Origin of the sequence: Streptomyces angustmyceticus, assembly GCF_019933235.1 — a bacterium.
Taxonomy (GTDB): domain Bacteria; phylum Actinomycetota; class Actinomycetes; order Streptomycetales; family Streptomycetaceae; genus Streptomyces; species Streptomyces angustmyceticus.
This window is the reverse complement of the sequence record NZ_CP082945.1, coordinates 5,968,712-5,985,592: the sequence shown is the minus strand read 5'-3', so window position 1 is coordinate 5,985,592 and position 16,881 is coordinate 5,968,712. Positions and strand designations below refer to the sequence as shown.

13 protein-coding genes are annotated in these 16,881 nt (G+C 74.4%); 9 read left to right on the top strand and 4 right to left on the bottom strand.

The window, feature by feature from the left end; genetic code table 11:
* The first annotated feature begins 172 nt into the window (after window positions 1–172).
* The 4 genes from K7396_RS26725 to K7396_RS26710 all read left to right on the top strand — a co-directional run bounded on the left by K7396_RS26725 (window position 173) and on the right by K7396_RS26710 (window position 6,010).
* Window positions 173–733, top strand: a complete 561-nt coding sequence (locus K7396_RS26725; protein WP_086721769.1) for a beta-class carbonic anhydrase — start codon at window positions 173–175, stop codon at window positions 731–733.
* A 309-nt stretch (window positions 734–1,042) separates the two neighbouring features.
* The gene (locus tag K7396_RS26720; RefSeq protein ID WP_152105241.1) at window positions 1,043–2,056 is read left to right on the top strand and encodes an AAA family ATPase; all 1,014 of its coding nucleotides are present in this window, start codon (window positions 1,043–1,045) and stop codon (window positions 2,054–2,056) included.
* Complete coding sequence (locus tag K7396_RS26715; RefSeq protein WP_152105240.1) at window positions 2,056–3,444, top strand: DUF58 domain-containing protein; 1,389 nt, start codon at window positions 2,056–2,058, stop codon at window positions 3,442–3,444. The genes K7396_RS26720 and K7396_RS26715 overlap by 1 nt, the downstream gene beginning before the upstream one ends.
* Before the next feature lie 124 nt (window positions 3,445–3,568).
* Window positions 3,569–6,010, top strand: a complete 2,442-nt coding sequence (locus tag K7396_RS26710; protein ID WP_152105239.1) for a transglutaminase family protein — start codon at window positions 3,569–3,571, stop codon at window positions 6,008–6,010.
* Between the two features lie 489 nt (window positions 6,011–6,499).
* On the opposite strand, the gene K7396_RS26705 is transcribed toward K7396_RS26710, so the two are convergent.
* The 3 genes from K7396_RS26705 to K7396_RS26695 all read right to left on the bottom strand — a co-directional run bounded on the left by K7396_RS26705 (window position 6,500) and on the right by K7396_RS26695 (window position 8,785).
* The gene (locus tag K7396_RS26705; RefSeq protein ID WP_086721867.1) at window positions 6,500–6,907 is read right to left on the bottom strand and encodes a DUF3040 domain-containing protein; all 408 of its coding nucleotides are present in this window, start codon (window positions 6,905–6,907) and stop codon (window positions 6,500–6,502) included.
* A gap of 258 nt (window positions 6,908–7,165) precedes the next feature.
* Window positions 7,166–7,921 carry a methyltransferase gene (locus tag K7396_RS26700; RefSeq protein ID WP_152105238.1) on the bottom strand — a complete coding sequence of 252 codons (756 nt, stop codon included), beginning with the start codon at window positions 7,919–7,921 and terminating at the stop codon, window positions 7,166–7,168.
* Window positions 7,922–8,299: 378 nt separating this feature from the next.
* On the bottom strand, window positions 8,300–8,785 hold the full coding sequence (locus K7396_RS26695; protein WP_086721985.1) for an SAV_6107 family HEPN domain-containing protein: 486 nt from the start codon (window positions 8,783–8,785) through the stop codon (window positions 8,300–8,302).
* A 225-nt stretch (window positions 8,786–9,010) separates the two neighbouring features.
* Here K7396_RS26695 and K7396_RS26690 point away from each other — a divergent pair, with 225 nt between their 5' ends.
* The 5 genes from K7396_RS26690 to K7396_RS26670 all read left to right on the top strand — a co-directional run bounded on the left by K7396_RS26690 (window position 9,011) and on the right by K7396_RS26670 (window position 15,588).
* Window positions 9,011–10,012, top strand: a complete 1,002-nt coding sequence (locus tag K7396_RS26690; protein ID WP_152105237.1) for an ATP-binding cassette domain-containing protein — start codon at window positions 9,011–9,013, stop codon at window positions 10,010–10,012.
* The gene (locus K7396_RS26685; RefSeq protein ID WP_086720145.1) at window positions 9,984–12,191 is read left to right on the top strand and encodes a YhgE/Pip domain-containing protein; all 2,208 of its coding nucleotides are present in this window, start codon (window positions 9,984–9,986) and stop codon (window positions 12,189–12,191) included. Before K7396_RS26690 ends, K7396_RS26685 begins: the two co-directional genes overlap by 29 nt.
* Window positions 12,192–12,336: 145 nt before the next feature.
* Entirely contained in the window at window positions 12,337–12,951 is a 615-nt protein-coding gene (locus tag K7396_RS26680; RefSeq protein ID WP_086720144.1) for a TetR/AcrR family transcriptional regulator, read from the top strand.
* 406 nt (window positions 12,952–13,357) lie between these two features.
* Window positions 13,358–13,978, top strand: coding sequence for a DUF4126 domain-containing protein (locus tag K7396_RS26675; RefSeq protein WP_086720143.1), 621 nt, complete (start codon window positions 13,358–13,360; stop codon window positions 13,976–13,978).
* Between the two features lie 92 nt (window positions 13,979–14,070).
* Window positions 14,071–15,588 (top strand): phytoene desaturase family protein, encoded by a 1,518-nt coding sequence (locus tag K7396_RS26670; protein ID WP_086720142.1) that lies wholly within the window; start codon window positions 14,071–14,073, stop codon window positions 15,586–15,588.
* A gap of 67 nt (window positions 15,589–15,655) precedes the next feature.
* On the opposite strand, the gene K7396_RS26665 is transcribed toward K7396_RS26670, so the two are convergent.
* Entirely contained in the window at window positions 15,656–16,876 is a 1,221-nt protein-coding gene (locus tag K7396_RS26665; RefSeq protein WP_086720141.1) for a hypothetical protein, read from the bottom strand.
* Between the last annotated feature and the right edge of the window lie 5 nt (window positions 16,877–16,881).

Genomic DNA, 16,881 nt, shown 5'->3' with positions numbered 1-16,881 from the left:
CAACCGGTTCCGCGCGTCCCGCGACGGCTTTCGCGCCGCCCTCCCCACGGGCCCGTCACCCGGACGGCGGCGCCACGAACGGCCCTGTGGAGTACCTCACAAGGGGTGATGTTGCCCCCTATGCCCGCCCTTCCGTGCGGCCGGAAGGGCGGGCGGCGATTACCTTGAATCCATGCCCATACCTGCATCGCAGCCGCTGCCCCCGTCCGCCGACAGCGCTGCCGCCCCCGCGGGCGGCAGCGTCACCGACCGTCTCGTCGAGGCCAACCGGCGCTACGCCGATGCCTTCACCGACCCCGGGATGGACGCCCGGCCCGTCCAGAAGGTCGCCGTCGTGGCCTGCATGGACGCCCGGATCGACCTGCACAGGGCGCTCGGCCTGGAGCTCGGCGACTGCCACACCATCCGCAACGCCGGTGGCGTGGTCACCGACGACATCATCCGGTCGCTGACCATCAGCCAGCGCGCCCTGGGCACCCGCTCGGTCGTGCTCATCCACCACACCGGCTGCGGCCTGCTCGGCCTCACCGAGGACTTCCGCCACGACCTGGCGGCCGAGGTCGGGCAGCGTCCGACCTGGGCGGTCGAGGCGTTCAAGGACCTCGACGAGGACGTACGGCAGTCCATGCAGCGGGTGCGCACCTCCCCCTTCCTCCTGCACACCGACGATGTCCGCGGCTTCGTCTTCGACGTCACCACCGGACTGCTGCGGGAGATCGACCCGCAGGGCTGAGGCGTCCGGGCCGCCCCGCCTGACGTGCGGGTCGGCCCGGAAAGTCGGTTTCGTCGTGAAGGCCGGGACTTATCCTTGTGAGTTATCCACAGGTCATGACGTGAGGCCGCGCGGGCGGCAAGAATGCGGGGGTGACGTCGTCCCGGCAACGGCCGGGCGGGACGCCACGTTCGGGGTGGGCCGGTCCGCAAAGGGGGTATCGGCCCGTGGTTCGGGGCCGAGGAGGGCCGAGTGACGGCGTATGACGAACGAGCGAGCCTTGGGGGAACCCCCGCGTACGGGGCTCCCCCCGCCCGCGCGGAGCCGAGTGTGGGGGACGAGCCGGGCGCACGGGGGGATCTGACCGCCACCGCGGAGCGTGTGCACCGCTCGGTGGAGGCCGTGATCGAGGGCAAGCCGGAGGTCGTACGGCTCGCGCTGACCGTGCTGCTGGCCGAGGGGCACCTGCTGATCGAGGACGTGCCCGGCGTCGGCAAGACCATGCTGGCCAAGGCCCTCGCCCGCTCCATCGACTGCTCGGTGCGGCGCATCCAGTTCACGCCCGACCTGCTGCCCTCCGACATCACCGGCGTCAGCATCTTCGACCAGCAGCGGCGGGACTTCGAGTTCAAGCCCGGCGCGATCTTCTCCCAGATCGTGATCGGCGACGAGATCAACCGCGCCTCGCCCAAGACCCAGTCGGCGCTCCTGGAGTCCATGGAGGAGCGCCAGGTCACCATGGACGGGCAGACCTACGAGCTGCCCAGCCCCTTCATGGTGGTCGCCACCCAGAACCCGGTCGAGATGGAGGGCACCTACCCCCTCCCCGAGGCGCAGCGCGACCGCTTCATGGCGCGGGTGTCGATCGGCTACCCCAGTCCGGCGGCCGAGCTGCAGATGCTGGACGTGCACGGCGGCGCCTCGCCGCTCGACGACCTCCAGCCCGTCGCGCACGCCCACGACATCCTGAAGCTGATCGACGCGGTGCGCTCGGTCCATGTCGCAGAGACCGTGCGCAGATACACCGTCGACCTGGTCGCGGCCACCCGCACCCATCCCGAGCTGCGGCTCGGCGCCTCGCCGCGCGGGACCCTGCACCTGCTGCGCGCGGCCAAGGCGTCCGCCGCGCTCCAGGGACGGGAGTACGCCCTCCCGGACGACGTCCAGGCGCTGGCGGCGCCGGTCCTCGCGCACCGGCTGCTGCCCACCGCCCAGGCCCAGTTGAACCGCCGGACGGCCGACCAGATCGTGCGGGAGATCGTGCAGCGCGTCCCGGTCCCCGACCCGTCCGCGCCGGCCTGGCGAGTGCCCGGCCAGCAGCCGCCCGGGGTACGGGGGTTGTGATGTCCGAGGGGGGCGACGAGGGCACGGCGGAACGGGGCGGGGTACGGGCGGCCCTCGGGGGGCTGACGACACGGGGCAGGTCGTTCCTGGCGGCCGGGGTGGCCGCCGTTGCCTGCTCCTACCTCCTGGGCCAGGCGGATCTGCTGCGGGTCGGGCTGCTGCTCGCCGCCCTCCCGCTGGTGTGCGTCCTGGTGCTGCACCGCACCCGCTACCGGGTCGCGGGCAGCCGCGCGCTCGCCCCCGCCCGGGTGCCCGCCGCGGCCGAGTCCCGCGTCCGGCTGCGGATGGAGAACATCTCCCGGCTGCCGACGGGCGTGCTGATGCTCCAGGACCGGGTGCCGTACGTCCTCGGTCCCCGGCCGCGCTTCGTCCTGGACCGGGTCGAGGCGGGCGGCCGCCGCGAGGTGTCCTACCGCGTCCGCTCCGACCTGCGCGGACGCTATCCGCTGGGCCCGCTGCAGCTGCGGCTCTCGGACCCCTTCGGGATGTGCGAGCTGACCCGTTCGTTCAGCTCCGTCGACACCCTCACCGTCGTGCCGCGCGTCGAACCGCTGCCGCCGGTGCGGCTGGCGGGCGAGGCGGCCGGGTACGGCGACGGCCGGCAGCGCTCCCTTGCGCTGGCCGGCGAGGACGACCTCATCCCGCGCGACTACCGGCACGGCGACGACCTGCGCCGGGTCCACTGGCGGTCCACCGCGCGCTTCGGCGAGTTGATGGTCCGCCGGGAGGAGCAGCCGCAGAAGGCGCGCTGCACGGTCCTGCTCGACACCCGCGGGACCGCCCACCCGGGAGCGGGCCCCGACTCGGCCTTCGAGTGGGCGGTGACGGGCGCCGCCTCGGCCGCCGTGCACCTGCTGGAGCGCGGCTTCTCGGTGCGGCTGCTGACCGACACCGGGACCTCCGTACCGGGCCCCGACGGCGCCGGCGGCATCGCGGGCGGCACCGAATCCGCCGACGCCGTGGGCCTGCTGCTGGACACCCTCGCCGTCGTGGACCACTCCGAGGAAGAGGGCCTCTCGGCGGCGTACGACGCCGTGCGCGGCGGCAACGAAGGACTGCTGATCGCCTTCTTCGGCGATCTGGACGAGGAACAGGCGGCGGTCGCCGGACGGATGCGGCAGCGCTGCGGCGCGGCCGTGGCCTTCGTGCTGGACGGCGATGCCTGGACGCGGGGCCCCGGCGGCATCAGGTTCGCCGCCGGCCAGGTCCCGGTCGCCGAACGGCTGCGGCTGCTGCGCAGGGCCGGCTGGACGGCGCTGCCGGTGGTCCCCGGCGACGCGCTCGCCGACCTGTGGCGCGCCGCTGCGGACGGCGGCGGGCCGCTGCCGCCGGCGGACACGGGCACGGGCACGGAGGCACCGAAGACGGTGAGCGGGGGCCGGACATGAACGGGGGCAGGGACATCACAGGGACGACGACGGACGGGCGGCGGCGAGCAGGCGGCGGGCCGGTCGCGCTCCGCGGCCGGGCCGGCAGGCGGCGCCCGGCGGCCGGGGGAAGCGGGGCGCGGGCATGAGCGGCCGGGCGCGGCTGGCGCTGTGCGCGACGGTGGCCACCCTGTGCGCGGCCTGCGCGCTGCTACCCCTGGTGGACCCGGTCACCTGGATGTTCGAGGCGGCGATCCTGCTGGCCCTCATGAGCGGCGTGGGCGCGGCCGCCCGCCGGGTCCCGCTCGCCGGACCGCTGACCATCGCCGTACAGGCCCTGGCCGGCGTCCCCCTGATGACCCTGCTGTTCGTCCGGGACGAAGCGGTCCTCGGGCTGCTGCCGGGCCCGGACGCCCTCACCGAGTTCGGCCGGCTGCTGGAGGACGGTGTCCGCGACGTCGGCCGGTACGCCATCCCCGCCCCCGTCACCCCCGGCATCCGGCTGCTGCTGGTCTCCGGCGTGCTGGTGATAGGGCTGGCCGTGGACGCGCTGGCGGTCACCTACCGCACCGCGGCGCCCGCCGGGCTGCCGCTGCTCGCGCTGTACTCGGTGGCGGCCGGACTGTCCCGGGGCGGCGCCGGCTGGCTGCTGTTCCTGATCGCGGCGGCCGGCTATCTGCTGCTCCTGCTGGCCGAGGGCCGCGACCGGCTCTCCCAGTGGGGCCGGGTGTTCGGCGGGCCGGGCAACGGCGCGGACCGGCCGGGCGGCGGACGGGGGTTCGCCGCCGGCGCGGGCGGCCCCGCCGGTGCCCCGGTGCGTACGGGCCGCAGGATCGGCGCGCTGGCGCTCGGGCTCGCCGTGGTGGTGCCCGCCCTGCTGCCCACCCTCGACGGCGGGTTGCTGGTCGGCTCCGGCAACGGCGCGGGGCCCGGCAGCGGCGGCGGCACCATCTCCGCGGTGAACCCGCTGGTGTCGCTGCAGGACAGCCTCAACCAGCCCGAGGACAGGGAAGTCCTCAACTACCGCACGACCGCCTCCGACACCCGCGATCTGTACCTGCGGATCGTCGCCCTCGACCAGTTCGACGGCACGACGTGGAAGCCGTCCGAACGCACCGTCACGGACGTCCCCGAGCGGCTCCCCCGGCCGCCCGGCCTCGGCTCCACCGTCGACCTCACCCGGATCAACACCTCGATCTCGACCGCCGGGTGGTACGCCCAGAACTGGCTGCCGCTGCCCTACCCGGCGTCCAAGGTGGACATCTCCGGGCGCTGGCGCTTCGAGCCCAAGGGCCGCACGCTCGTCGGGGACCGCGGGCAGAACACCCACGGCCTGCAGTACCAGGTCGAGAGCCTCCAAGTACGCCCCACCCCCGGGCAGCTGGCCGCCGCGCCGGCGCCGCCCGCGGGCCTGCTCCGCGAGTACACCAAGGTCCCGGCCTCACTGCCCGCCGTCGTCCGCGACACCGCCCGCCGGGTCACCCGCGGCGCACCGACCACCTACGCCAAGGCCGTCAAACTCCAGGACTGGTTCGCGGTCAACGGCGGCTTCAGCTACAACACGGACGTCCGGGCGGGCAGCGGTTCCGGGGCCATCGCGCGGTTCCTGCGGCAGAAGGAAGGCTTCTGCGTCCACTTCTCCTTCTCGATGGCGGCGATGGCCCGGACGCTGGGCATCCCGGCCCGGGTCGCGGTCGGCTTCACCCCGGGCACCAAGCAGCCCGACGGCACGACCTCGGTCGGTCTCAAGGACGCCCACGCCTGGCCCGAGCTGTACTTCCAGGGCATCGGCTGGACCCGCTTCGAGCCGACCCCGAGCCGCGGCAGCATCCCCGACTACGCGTACCCCGACAGCCGGGGCACGACCGGCCCCGACACCCCGGCCCCCGCGCCCTCCCGGCCCACGGCCCCCTCGGAGCACCCTTCCGCGGACCCGTCCTGCGGCCCCGACGGGCAGCGGTCCGGCTCCACCCCGGGCTGCATCTCGTTGCCCACGGAGACCGGCACCCACCCGCCGGAGAGCGGCTCGTCCTCCTGGGCGCCCCTCGGCCTCGCATTGGCCGGCGCGCTCGTTCTGCTGCTGCCCACGGTCCCGCTGCTGTGGCGCCGGCGTCTGCGCTCCCGACGGCTGGCGGGCGACGGCCCGGACGGGGACGGCGCGGCGGGCACCCTCGCCGCCTGGCGGGAGCTGCTGGACACCGCCTGGGACTTCGACATCCCGCCGGACGACTCGCTGACCCCGCGCAAGGCGGCCGCGCGGATCATCCGCCTCGGGCAGCTGCCGCCGGAGTCCGCAGCGGCTGTGCAGCGCGTCGCGGCGGCGGTGGAACAGGTCCTGTACGCACCGCAACCACAGCCGGTCTCCGGGCTCGCCGCGGACGTGCACCACGTCCGTGCCGGGTTGCGCGACGGGGCGAGCCGTGCGGTGCGGCTGCGCGCCCAGCTCGCACCGCGCTCCGCCGCCCGCCTGCGCTGGGCCTGGTCCGCCCGCTGGACTGCGTGGCTGGTCCGGTGCCGCACCAGCCGCCCGGTGGCCGCGGCACGGCGCGCGGCGGCTTCCCTCCGGCCGGGCCGTCAGCGCGCATAGTCACGAGGCATGTGGCGGGAAAACGTGTGGTGGCCGCCCGGGAGACCGGGCGGCCACCACACGGAGACCCCCGCTTCCCACGGCCGGAATCCGGCGCCTGCCCACCGGAAAACCGGAACCGGACCAGAAGCGATCAGCTCCCGCCCGCGCGCTGCCGGGCGGACGTATCGGCACACCGGGAACGCCGCCGTGGAAAGGCCGGGAGGAAACCGCGCGGAAGCTACGAAAGAGAGGCAGGAAGAGGCGGTAAGAAACAGGCCCGGGAAAAGCCGGAAAAGCAGCGCAAGAAAGGGATGAGAAACAAAAAGGCCGGATTAACTCCCGCAGGGCACGGTGACTCTCCGGAGCAGGAATGCACGCACCATCGGAACCCGGCAGGAACCCGGCGGAAACCGTCCGCCCGGACCCGGTGGAGGGAAACCGTCCGGACCGGCAGAAACGGTCCGCCAGACCCGGTGGAGGCGGTCCGGCGGACTCCTGCTCGTCGGCTCAGTGGCCCTGCTGTTCGTCCCTGCGCCGCTGCCAACGGTCCTCGATGCGGTTCATCATCGAGCGCCGCTGCCTGGCCTGTCGGCGCGCCGGAGCACCACCTCCGGCACCCGCGCCGGACTGCTGCTCACCGTTCTTGGGAGCCTTGCGCCAGCCCGTGACCGCCAGCACCGCGCAGCCGAGCATGACGAGGAATCCCACCACGCTGATCCAGATCTGCTGCGCGACCATGCCGGCCATGAGCAGGGCGATACCCACCAGGAAGCCCGCGACCGCTTGGTAGACCCGTCGCCGGGTGTACGTACGCAGCCCGCTTCCCTCAAGCGCTGTCGCGAACTTGGGATCTTCGGCGTACAGCGCTCGCTCCATTTGCTCGAGCATGCGCTGCTCGTGCTCCGAGAGCGGCACGGAGTCCTCCTACTCGTCGGTCGCGGGGGCGACCGGGGTGCGACCCTTTCAGGATAGGCAGGGAATCGTCCCCGTGAAACCCGCCCCTCGACGCCAATTCACTGTCCGGGCCGCCGCGGCGACCGGTGGTGATGCTGCCTGCATTCCCCACCCGCCTGTCCGCCATGCCGGAACGTCGTACCCCGATCATACGGGGCGAAGGGGCTGATCGGGTGGTCTGTGGCCGACTGCACGCGGTAGCCGGGTGTGCCGGGTGGGTCAGTCGCGCTCGGCGAGGACGTGCAGCTGAGTGGCCACGGAGTGGAACGCGGGCTGTTCGGCGGCGGCCGCTTCGAGCTTCAGCAGGGCTTCCATGGCGCCCGGCTCGGTGTCGACCAGCACCCCGGGGACGAGGTCGGCGAAGACCCGCACGCCGTGCACCGCACCGACCTGCAGTCCGGTGGCGGACACCAGCTCGGAGAGCTGGTCGGCGGTGAACCGGCGGGGCATCGGGTCGCCCTCGCCCCAGCGGCCGGCCGGGTCGGTGAGGGCCTGGTGGGCCTCGGTGAAGTGGCCCGCGAGGGCGCGCGCGAGGACGGCACCGCCCAGGCCGGCCGCGAGCAGGCTGAGGGTGCCGGCGGGGCGCAGGGCGTCGACGGCGTTGCGGATGCCCTCGGCCGGGTCGTCGACGTACTCCAGCACGCCGTGGCAGAGCACGGTGTCGTAGCCGCCGCGCTCGACGACGTCGAACAGGCCGTGGACGTCCCCCTGCACCGCCCGTACCCGGTCGGCGACGCCGGCCTCGGCGGCGCGGCGCTCCAGGGCGAAGAGGGCGTTGGGGCTGGGGTCGACGACCGTGACGTGGTGGCCGAGGCGGGCCACCGGCACGGCGAAGTTGCCGGTGCCGCCGCCGGTGTCGAGGACGTCCAGGGCGTCGCGCCCGGCGGCCTTGACCCGGCGCTCCAGGGCGTCCTTGAGGACTTCCCAGACCACGGCGGTACGAAGGGATGCGCGGGGGCGCAGCGGGTCAGACACGGCGGGTGGCTCCTCGGCGGGGGCATGAACGTCTAGGCGCCCACCACCCTATTCCGTCCCGCGCCGTCCGCCGTCTACGGAGCCGTCCGAGCACCGGGTGGCGGGGCGGGCGGGGGCGGGAGGCAGGGCAGCGGCAGGGGCGGGCCGGCGGGCGACGGGGGCTGGTCACGCATTCCGCCTTCCCCTCCCCCCCCCCGGGGCGCCGCCCCCACCCACCCCACCCCACTCCCCCACCGACCGACGGACTCCCGCCACCCCGGCCCCGCCGGCCCATCGCCGCGTCACCCCGCCGTCGCCCCGCCGGTACGGGTGACGCGGCGACCCGCCGACCCGCGCCCCATGCCCCGGTGGCCTCCGCTCCCTCCTCCCCCGCGCCCCCTATCCCGCCCGCTGGGGCGGCAGTGACGGCTGGAGGAGCAGCATCCGTTCCACCAGGCGCAGGAACATGGCGGCGTCGCGCAGAAGGTCGTCGGCGTCCCGGCGGGAGGCCGCGCCCGTGATGCCCGCCTCGGCCTTCGCGCGGCGGGCGGCGCCGGCGGCGAAGAGGGCGCTCCACTCGGCGAGTTCGGGTGCGACCTCGGGGAGGACCTCCCAGGCGCTGCGGATACGCTGCCTGCGGCGCACCGTGGACTCCGGCCGGCCGCGGACCGCGAGGACGGCGGCGGCGGTGCGCAGCGCGGCCAGATGGGCCGTGGCGAACTGCTCGTTGGGGGTTTCCAGCGTCTGTGCTTCGTCGAGGCCCTGCTGGGCCTGGGTGAGCAGGTCGAGGGCGGCGGGTGGCGCGGTCGCCCGCCGCAGGACGGGGTGGACATCGCTCGGGGGACCGTACGCAGCGGAGCTGCCCCCATGGGGACGAGCTGCCATGACGAACCTCCTGTCGTCGCATGCCGGTTCGGGACCGAAGCCGATTCGGACCGTATGAAGCCATCGTGACGTACGCCACTGACAATCGACTCCGACCTGCACTTTCGTTGAGAAAGGGGACGCGGGCCGGGGGAATCCGCGACGGGTTCCCCACGCCCCCTTGCGGAACGCGGGGTGGGATACCGCATACTTTTTGAACTGACCAGTCAGTTCAAGGAGGGGATCGTGGACAGCACCCCGCACGGGGCGGCGGTCACGGCCGCGGGATTCGGGGTCAAGGGCCCCCGCGGATGGGCGTTCCGGGACATCGACCTCACCGCCGGACCCGGCTCACTGATCGCCGTACAGGGCCCTTCGGGCTCGGGCCGTACGTGTCTGCTGCTCGCCCTCACGGGCCGGATGAAGTCCGCCGCCGGCACCGCCGAGGTCGGCGGGCTGCCGCTGCCGCAGAAGAAGGCCGCGGTCCGGTCCGTCACCGCACTCGCCCATGTCCCGGGGGTCGCCGAGCTGGACCCCGCGCTCACCGTGGGCGAGCACCTGCGGGAACGCGCCCTGCTGCAGGGCCGGTTCGGCAGCTCGCTGCGCGCACTGCTGCGGCCGCGGCGCGAGCGGCGAGCCGAGGCCCGCGCCCTGGTGGACGCCGCGCTCGCGGCGGCCGGTCTCGACCTGGAGTCGCTGCCCAAGGGGATCCGTACGTCCGTCCGCGATCTGGAGCGGCTGGAGGCGCTGCGGCTCTCGGTGGCGCTCGCGCTGATCGGCGGCCCGCGGCTGCTGGCCGTCGACGACACCGACCTGAAGCTGTCCGGCCACGAGCGCGCCGCGGCCTGGGAGTTGCTGCGCGGCCTGGCGGCGGCCGGCACCACCGTGCTCGCGGTGTGCAGCGAGCCGCCGGAGGACGGCGAGGGCGTGGTGCTGGTGCGCACCGGCGGCCGCCCGGAACGGGACACCCCGAAGGGCACGCCGGGCACTTCCCCCGCCACCACGGACGCCGCGGCCCCCACGGACGACACCGACGCCACCAAGGCCACCGACGTCACCGACGCCGCGAACAGCCCGCACCCCGGGGACTCCGCGACCAGCCAGGACGCCCACGGCACCAAGCCCGACGAGACCGCCGAGCCCGCTGAGCCCACCGAGCAGTCCCGCCCCGCCGGCAACGAGCAGCCCCGGCCCCACGACGACAAGGAGGCGGCGGCCGATGCGCTCGCCGAAGCTGGCCGCGCTTGAGCTGAAGCGGTTCGGGAGGGGGAAGCTGCCGCGTGCCGCGCTGGCCGCTCTCCTGCTGCTGCCGCTCCTGTACGGCGCGCTGTACCTGTGGTCCTTCTGGGACCCGTACGGGCGGCTGGACAAGGTTCCGGTGGCGCTGGTCAACGAGGACCGGGGCGCGGCCGTCGACGGGAAGCACCTCTCGGCCGGCGACAGCATCGTCGACGGGCTGGCCGGCAGCCACACCTTCGACTGGCACCCCGTGGATGCCGAGGAGGCCGCGAAGGGCATCGAGGACGGCACGTACTACCTGTCGCTGTCCATCCCGAAGGACTTCAGCCGTCGGATCGCCTCCAGTTCGGGCGACCACCCGGAGACGGGCGCCCTCAAGGTGCGGACGAACGACGCGAACAACTACATCGTCGGGCAGATCTCCCGGACGGTGTTCTCGGAGGTGCGCTCCGCGGCCTCCGCGAAGTCGTCGCGCACCTTCCTGGACAAGATCTTCGTGTCGTTCTCGACGCTGCACGGCAGGACCGAAGAGGCCGCGGACGGCGCCGACCGGCTCAACGACGGCATCGGGCAGGCCCGGCACGGCGCGGGTGAACTGGCCGACGGGCTGGGCACGGCGAAGGACGGCAGCGGCAAGCTCGTCGCGGGCCTGGGCGACCTCGACGCGGGCGCGGGGCGGCTCTCCCGGGGCAGCTCCGACCTCGCCCGGGGAGCCGGGAGCGCGGCCGACGGCTCGCGCCAACTGGCGGACGGTTCCGGGCAGGTGGCTCAGGGGACCCAGCAGCTGGCCGACACGGTCAACGGGGTCGTCGGCAAGGTGGGGCCCTTCATCCGGGCGCACGGCAAGGAGATCGGCGAGGCGGCGCGGCTCGTCGCCGACGGTTCGCAGGCGCTCCGCGACCACCTCGGCAAGCTCCCCGCCGCGGCGTCCACGGGGGCGGAGCTCTCCCGAGGGATGTCCGACCACCTGGCCGCCTACTACCGGCTGCGCTGCGAGAGCGCGGTGCGGCTCGACACCTCCTGCACGGAGCTGAAGCAGCTCACCCGGCAGGCGGCCGCCGCGGCGGACCAGGCCGAGGAGGTCAGCGGCTACGTCCACGACCAGAAGAACCTCGACCGGCTGGGCCGGGACCTGGACACGCTGCACTCGCTGGCGGGCGAGCTGGCGCGGCGCGGGCCGACGCTGGGCGCCGACATGGACGCCGCCGTGAAGAAGATCAACGATCTCAACGACGGGGCGCATCGGGTGTCCGCGGGGGCGCGCAAGCTGGCCGCGGGCAACGCCCGGCTGGCCGCCGGCGCGGACAGGCTCAGGGACGGCGCGTCCGCGCTGCACGACGGTACGGGCCGCGCCGCGAGCGGCATGGGCGACCTCGACTCCGGTGTGGGCCGCCTCAAGGACGGCGCGCACACGCTGAACGGCGGGATGTTCAAGCTCTCCGACGGCTCGCAGAAGCTGGCCGGCGGGCTGCACGACGGGGCGCGGCAGATCCCCGACTACGGCAGGAAGGACCGCGACGCGCGCACCCGGGTCATGTCCGACCCGGTGCAGCTGGCCTCGGACGCCGCCCACAAGGCGCCGAACTACGGCACCGGGTTCGCCCCGTACTTCATCCCGCTGTCCCTGTGGGTCGGCGCCATGGTGGCGTACATGCTGATCCAGCCGTTGAACCGGCGGGCACTGGCGATGGGCGCGTCCTCCTGGCGGGTGGCGGTCTCGGGGTGGCTGCCGGTGTTCGGAGTGGGGGTGCTGCAGACCGCGGCGCTGATGTCCGTACTGCACTTCGGGCTCGGCCTGGAGATGGCGCGGGCGGCGGGCACGCTGGGCTTCCTCGTGCTGGTCACGGCCTGTTTCTCGGCGATCGTGCAGTGGCTGAACGCGCAGTTCGGCCCGGCCGGCCGGATCCTGGTGCTGGCGCTGCTGATGCTCCAGCTGACCTCCGCGGGCGGCACCTATCCCGTCCAGACCAGTCCGGGCTTCTTCGGGGCCATCCACCCGTATCTGCCGATGAGTTACATCGTGGAGGGGCTGCGCCGGCTGATCACGGGCGGGGAGCTCGCGCCCGTGTGGCAGGGCAGTGCGGTGCTGGTGGCGTTCACCGCGGGGGCGCTCGTGCTGACGTCCCTGACGGCGCGCGGCCGGCAGGTGGTGCGGATGAAGGATCTCCACCCGGAGCTGAGCCTGTGAGCGTCCTCCCTCCCCCGGCTGCCGCCGGGAAGTGACCCCGGCGCACCGCCGCCCTGCCGGAGGCTCCCCCCCCCCGGAACCCGTCCGGGGGGGGAGCCTCCGGCGCGGCGCGCACCGACCGGCGGGGACCGGCACAATCACCCCCATGGACAGCTCCCACTCACGCCGCGACGCCACCCGGCGCAAGCTCTTCGAGGCCGCGGTCACGCTCATCGCCGAACAGGGCTTCTCGTCCACCACGGTGGACGAGATCGCCGAGCGTGCCGGCGTCGCGAAGGGCACGGTCTACTACAACTTCGCGAGCAAGAACGTGCTCTTCGAAGAGCTGCTGCGGCACGGCATCGAGATGCTGGCGACGTCCCTGCAGGCGGCCGCCGAGGAGGTCACCGGCCGGGGCGGCAGCCGGATCGACGCGCTGGACGCGATGATCCGTGCCGGGCTGGAATTCATCTCCCGTTACCCGGCGCTCACCCAGCTCTACGTCGCCGAGCTGTGGCGCACCAACCGGGCCTGGCAGTCGACGCTGATGGTGGTGCGCGAGCGGGCCGTCGCCGTGGTGCAGGGCGTGCTGCGCGAGGCGGTGGCGGGCGGCGAGCTGAGCGAGGAGATCGACATCCCGCTGACCGCGTCGGCGCTGTTCGGGATGGTCCTGGTGGCCGCCCTGGACTGGCAGTCCTACCAGCCGGACCGGTCGATCGACGAGGTCCACGCGGCGCTGTCGCGGCTGCTCCAGGGACGGGTCAGCGCCCGGCCTTCCTAGGCCCTGTCCGAAGTCCCGCCTGCCTCGCGGCGCCTGGCAGCCCCAGGCCCGCCGGGAAGGGGAAGCGGTGCGCGCCGGCCGGTCGGGGCCGGCGCGCACCGCGCTTCTTCCCCCCGGGGCCCGCACACGGAAGCGCGCTGCCCTGGCACGGATCGTTCCCCCGTCGATCCGACCAGGACAGCGCTTCCCCCGTACTCCCCCGTGCTTCCCCCGTATCCCCCGTCACGTCCGGGACCCGCGCCGTTCCGCCGCCCCGTGTCGGCGGTGCGGCGCGCTTCCCTTCCGTGGTCCCCACTCTTCCTTCCGGGCGGGTGCCGGCCCATCCGCGTACCTACTCATCTCGGGGTCTGAGTACGGATACTCAAACCTGAGCACCCCGCCCCAGTGGGGGCCTACGCTTTCCCGCGTGTCCGTACTTCCCTTGGTGTTCACCAGTGGCTGGGCGAGCGGGATCAACGCCTACGCCGTCGTCCTGCTCTTCGGCCTGCTCGGCGCGACCGGCGTCACCGACGAGGTCCCGGCGGCGCTGCAGCGCCCCGATGTACTGATCGTGGCCGGGCTGCTCTTCCTGTGCGAGGCGGTCGCCGACAAGATCCCGTACGTCGACTCGGTCTGGGACTCCGTGCACACGGTGATCCGGCCGGTGTCCGGCGCCGTCGTGGGGGCGCTGCTGGCCGGTCAGAACGGTTCGCTGCCCGAGCTGGCGGCGGGCGCGGTGGGCGGTTCCACGGCGCTGCTGAGCCATCTGGTCAAGGCAGGTGCCCGGATCGCCGTCAACACCTCGCCGGAGCCCGCCAGCAACATCGTGCTGAGCCTCGCCGAGGATCTGGGTGTGGCCGGGCTGATCGCCTTCGCCGTGTTCCATCCGGTGGCCGCCGCGGTCATCGCGGCGACGCTGCTGCTGGCGGGGATCGCGCTGGTGGTCTTCCTGTGGTCGCGGATCCGCCGGTACCTGCGGCGGCGCCGGCAGCGGCGCGAGGAGAAGCGGCTGGCGACGGCGGGCGGGGCGCTGCCACCGGCGGTCTGACGGCGGGCCCGCCGCCGGCCCTCGGACCGCCGCTGCCGGGCCGGACCCCGGCCGTGCGGGCGTTGTCGGTGGGGCCGGATAAAGTCGCAGGCATGGCACGGATTGCGGTGATCGGCGCCGGGATGGGCGCGATGGCGGCCGCCGCCCGGCTGGCCGTCGCGGGCCACCGGGTGGCGGTCTTCGAACGCGGCGCGACGCACGGCGGCGCGCTCAAGCGGTGGGAACGGGATGGCTTCGCCTTCGACACGGGCCCCGGCCTGCTGCATCTGCCGGCCGTCTACCGCGATCTGTTCCTCAAGACCGGCCGGGAGGCGCTGGAGCGGTGCGTCGAGCTGTCCCAGGTCGACCCCGCGAGCCGGCACGTCTTCGCCGACGGGACGGCCGTGTCGCTGCCGAACGCCTCACGGGCCGGGGTGCTTGCGGCCCTGGACGAGGCGCTGGGCGCGGGCCGCGGCGAACGCTGGAGCGATGTGATGAGCCGGGCCCGCGAGGCCTGGGACGCCACCCGCAGGCCGCTCCTGGAGGAGCCGCTGTGGCCGGACTGGCGGGTGCTGGGGCGTGATCCGTATCCGGCGGTGCGCAGGCGCGGGCTGTTCGGCCGGGGCAAGGGGCCCACCACCGCCACGCTCGCCGAGGTGGCCCGCCGCGAGCTGGCCGACCCCCGGCTGACGGCGCTGCTGGAGAGCCATGCGCTGGCGTACGGCTTCGACCCGCGCAGCGCCCCGGCGAGCGCCGCCGTGCTGCCGTACATGGAGCAGACCTTCGGGAGCTGGTATCCGCGCGGCGGTATGCGGGCGCTGGCCGACGCGCTGTACGAGCGCTGCCTGGCGCGCAAGGTGGAGTTCGGTTTCGGCGCGGAGGTGACCGGGATCGTCGGGAAGGACGGCCGGGCGGCGGGCGTCGAGCTGGCCGACGGCCGGGTGTGCGAGGCGGAGTTCGTGGTGGCGGGCATCGATCCGGTCCGCCTCGTGGAGCTGTGCGGGGACCGCGAGCCCTGGGGCGCCGACGACGTGCGGCCCGCTCCGGTCCCGGGTGACCGGGCGACCGGGCGGCTCACGGTCTGTCTGGCGCTGCGCGGCGCGCGCCCGGCGGACGCCGCGCACCGCACGGTGGTCCATGCTCCGGACCGCGCGGCCGAGTTGGCGGGCGTGTTCGGCGACGGCTCCGGGCAGCGGACCCCCTGCGAGCGGCCCACGGTGACGGTGCTGCGGCCCGACGATCCCTCGTCCCGGCCGGACGAGGCCCATGAGGCGGTGACCCTCACCGCGACGGTGGCGCCGCCGGGCCCGGTCGACTGGCTCGACGGGGAGGTGGTGGCGGCCGCGGCGGAGCGGATGACCGAGAGCGCCGAGGCCGCGGTCCCCGGGCTGCGGGAGCGGGTGCTGTGGCGGGAGGTGCTGCCCCCGACGCCGGAGACGCTGGTGCCGGGGCCGGCGCTGGCGGGCCGGGAGGGCCGCTTCCTGCGGCCCGGCAACCGCACCCGCATACCGGGGCTCTACGCCGTCGGCGGCTGGTCGCACCCGGGCGGCGGCCCGGCGCACGCCGGGATGTCCGGCGCGATCGTCGCGGGCCTGATCGTGAACGGCGACGACTGGCAGGGCTCCACCTGAGCGGCGCGGCCCGGCACTCCCGCCGGACCGGAGCCGAGGCGCGACGCGGCGCCGCCCGTCCGGCCGTTCAGTAGCGGTACTGCTGCCCGTCGTATCCCGGCTGTTGGTAGGGCGGGTAGGGCTGCTGCTCGGGCGGCAGTTCGCCGTCGCGCTGCTGGGGCACCCAGACGCCACCGGGCGGCGTCTCGCCGTAGCCCTGGCCGAGCGGCTGCCCCTGGGCGTCGTACTGCTGCGCCGCGTACGGCGATCCCGCGTAGGGGTCGGCCTGCTGGTAGGGGTCGTAGGGCGCGGCGTACTGCTGGCCGCCGAGGTACGGGTCGGCGTAGGGCGCCTGCTGGCCCTGGCCGTCGCCGTAGGCCGCGTAGGGGTCGGCGTACGGGGCCCGGCCGGCTCCGTTCGGGTCGTAACCGCCGCCGTACGCATAGCCGTTGCCGTTGCTGTCGCCGCCCGCGGCGGGGCTGTAGGCGTCGTAGCCGCCGTAACCGGGCTGCTGGCCGCGGGCGTCGGGGCTGTAGACGCCGTACTGGCCGGTCTCCTCGGGCATCGGCTGGGGCGCGTAGACGGCGGTGGTGTCGGCCCGCGCGAAGTCGTCCGGGGCGGCGAACGCCTGGGTGGCGTAGGCGTCCTGGCCCTGCTGCGCCTGGTACGGGTCCTGGGCGCGGTAGTCGTCGCCGGCGTCGTAGGCGTAGAAGCCCTGGCCGACGACGGTCTCCTGCGCGGCGAACGCCTCCTGCCCCGCGGCGGTGTTCTGCCCGGCGAAGCCGTCCTGCGCCCCGTAGGCGCCGCCTGTGCCGTAGGAGCCCTGCCCGGCGGAGGCGTCCCGCCCTGCCGAGGTGTCCCGTCCGGCGGAGGCGTCGATGCGCTGGAAGCCGCCGGTGCTCTCGAAGGTGTCCGGGCCCCCGTCGCCGAACCGGCCGGTGCTCTCGCCGGGCGGCACCGCCTCCAGGCCGGAGACCTCCAGGGTCGGTTCGGCGGGCGGCGGCGCGGAGGTGCGGGCCCGGCGGCGCCGGCCGCCCTCGGGAGCGGCCTCGGGCTTGGCGCGCAGGGCCCAGCCGGTGGTGAAACCGCGGCGGAAGGACAGCGTCACATTCGTCTGGCCGATGGCGAAGGCGACAAGTCCCAGCCCGATCACGACTATTGACGGGATGACGACGCCGACGACCACGGCGAGGAATCCGGCGAAGGCCAGCAGCCGCCAGCGCAGCCGCGCCTTGTTCTGGAGCAGGACCTCACCCAACAGCCACAGAGCGACCAGGCCGAACGCGATGTAGAGGACCGTCCAGCCCATATACG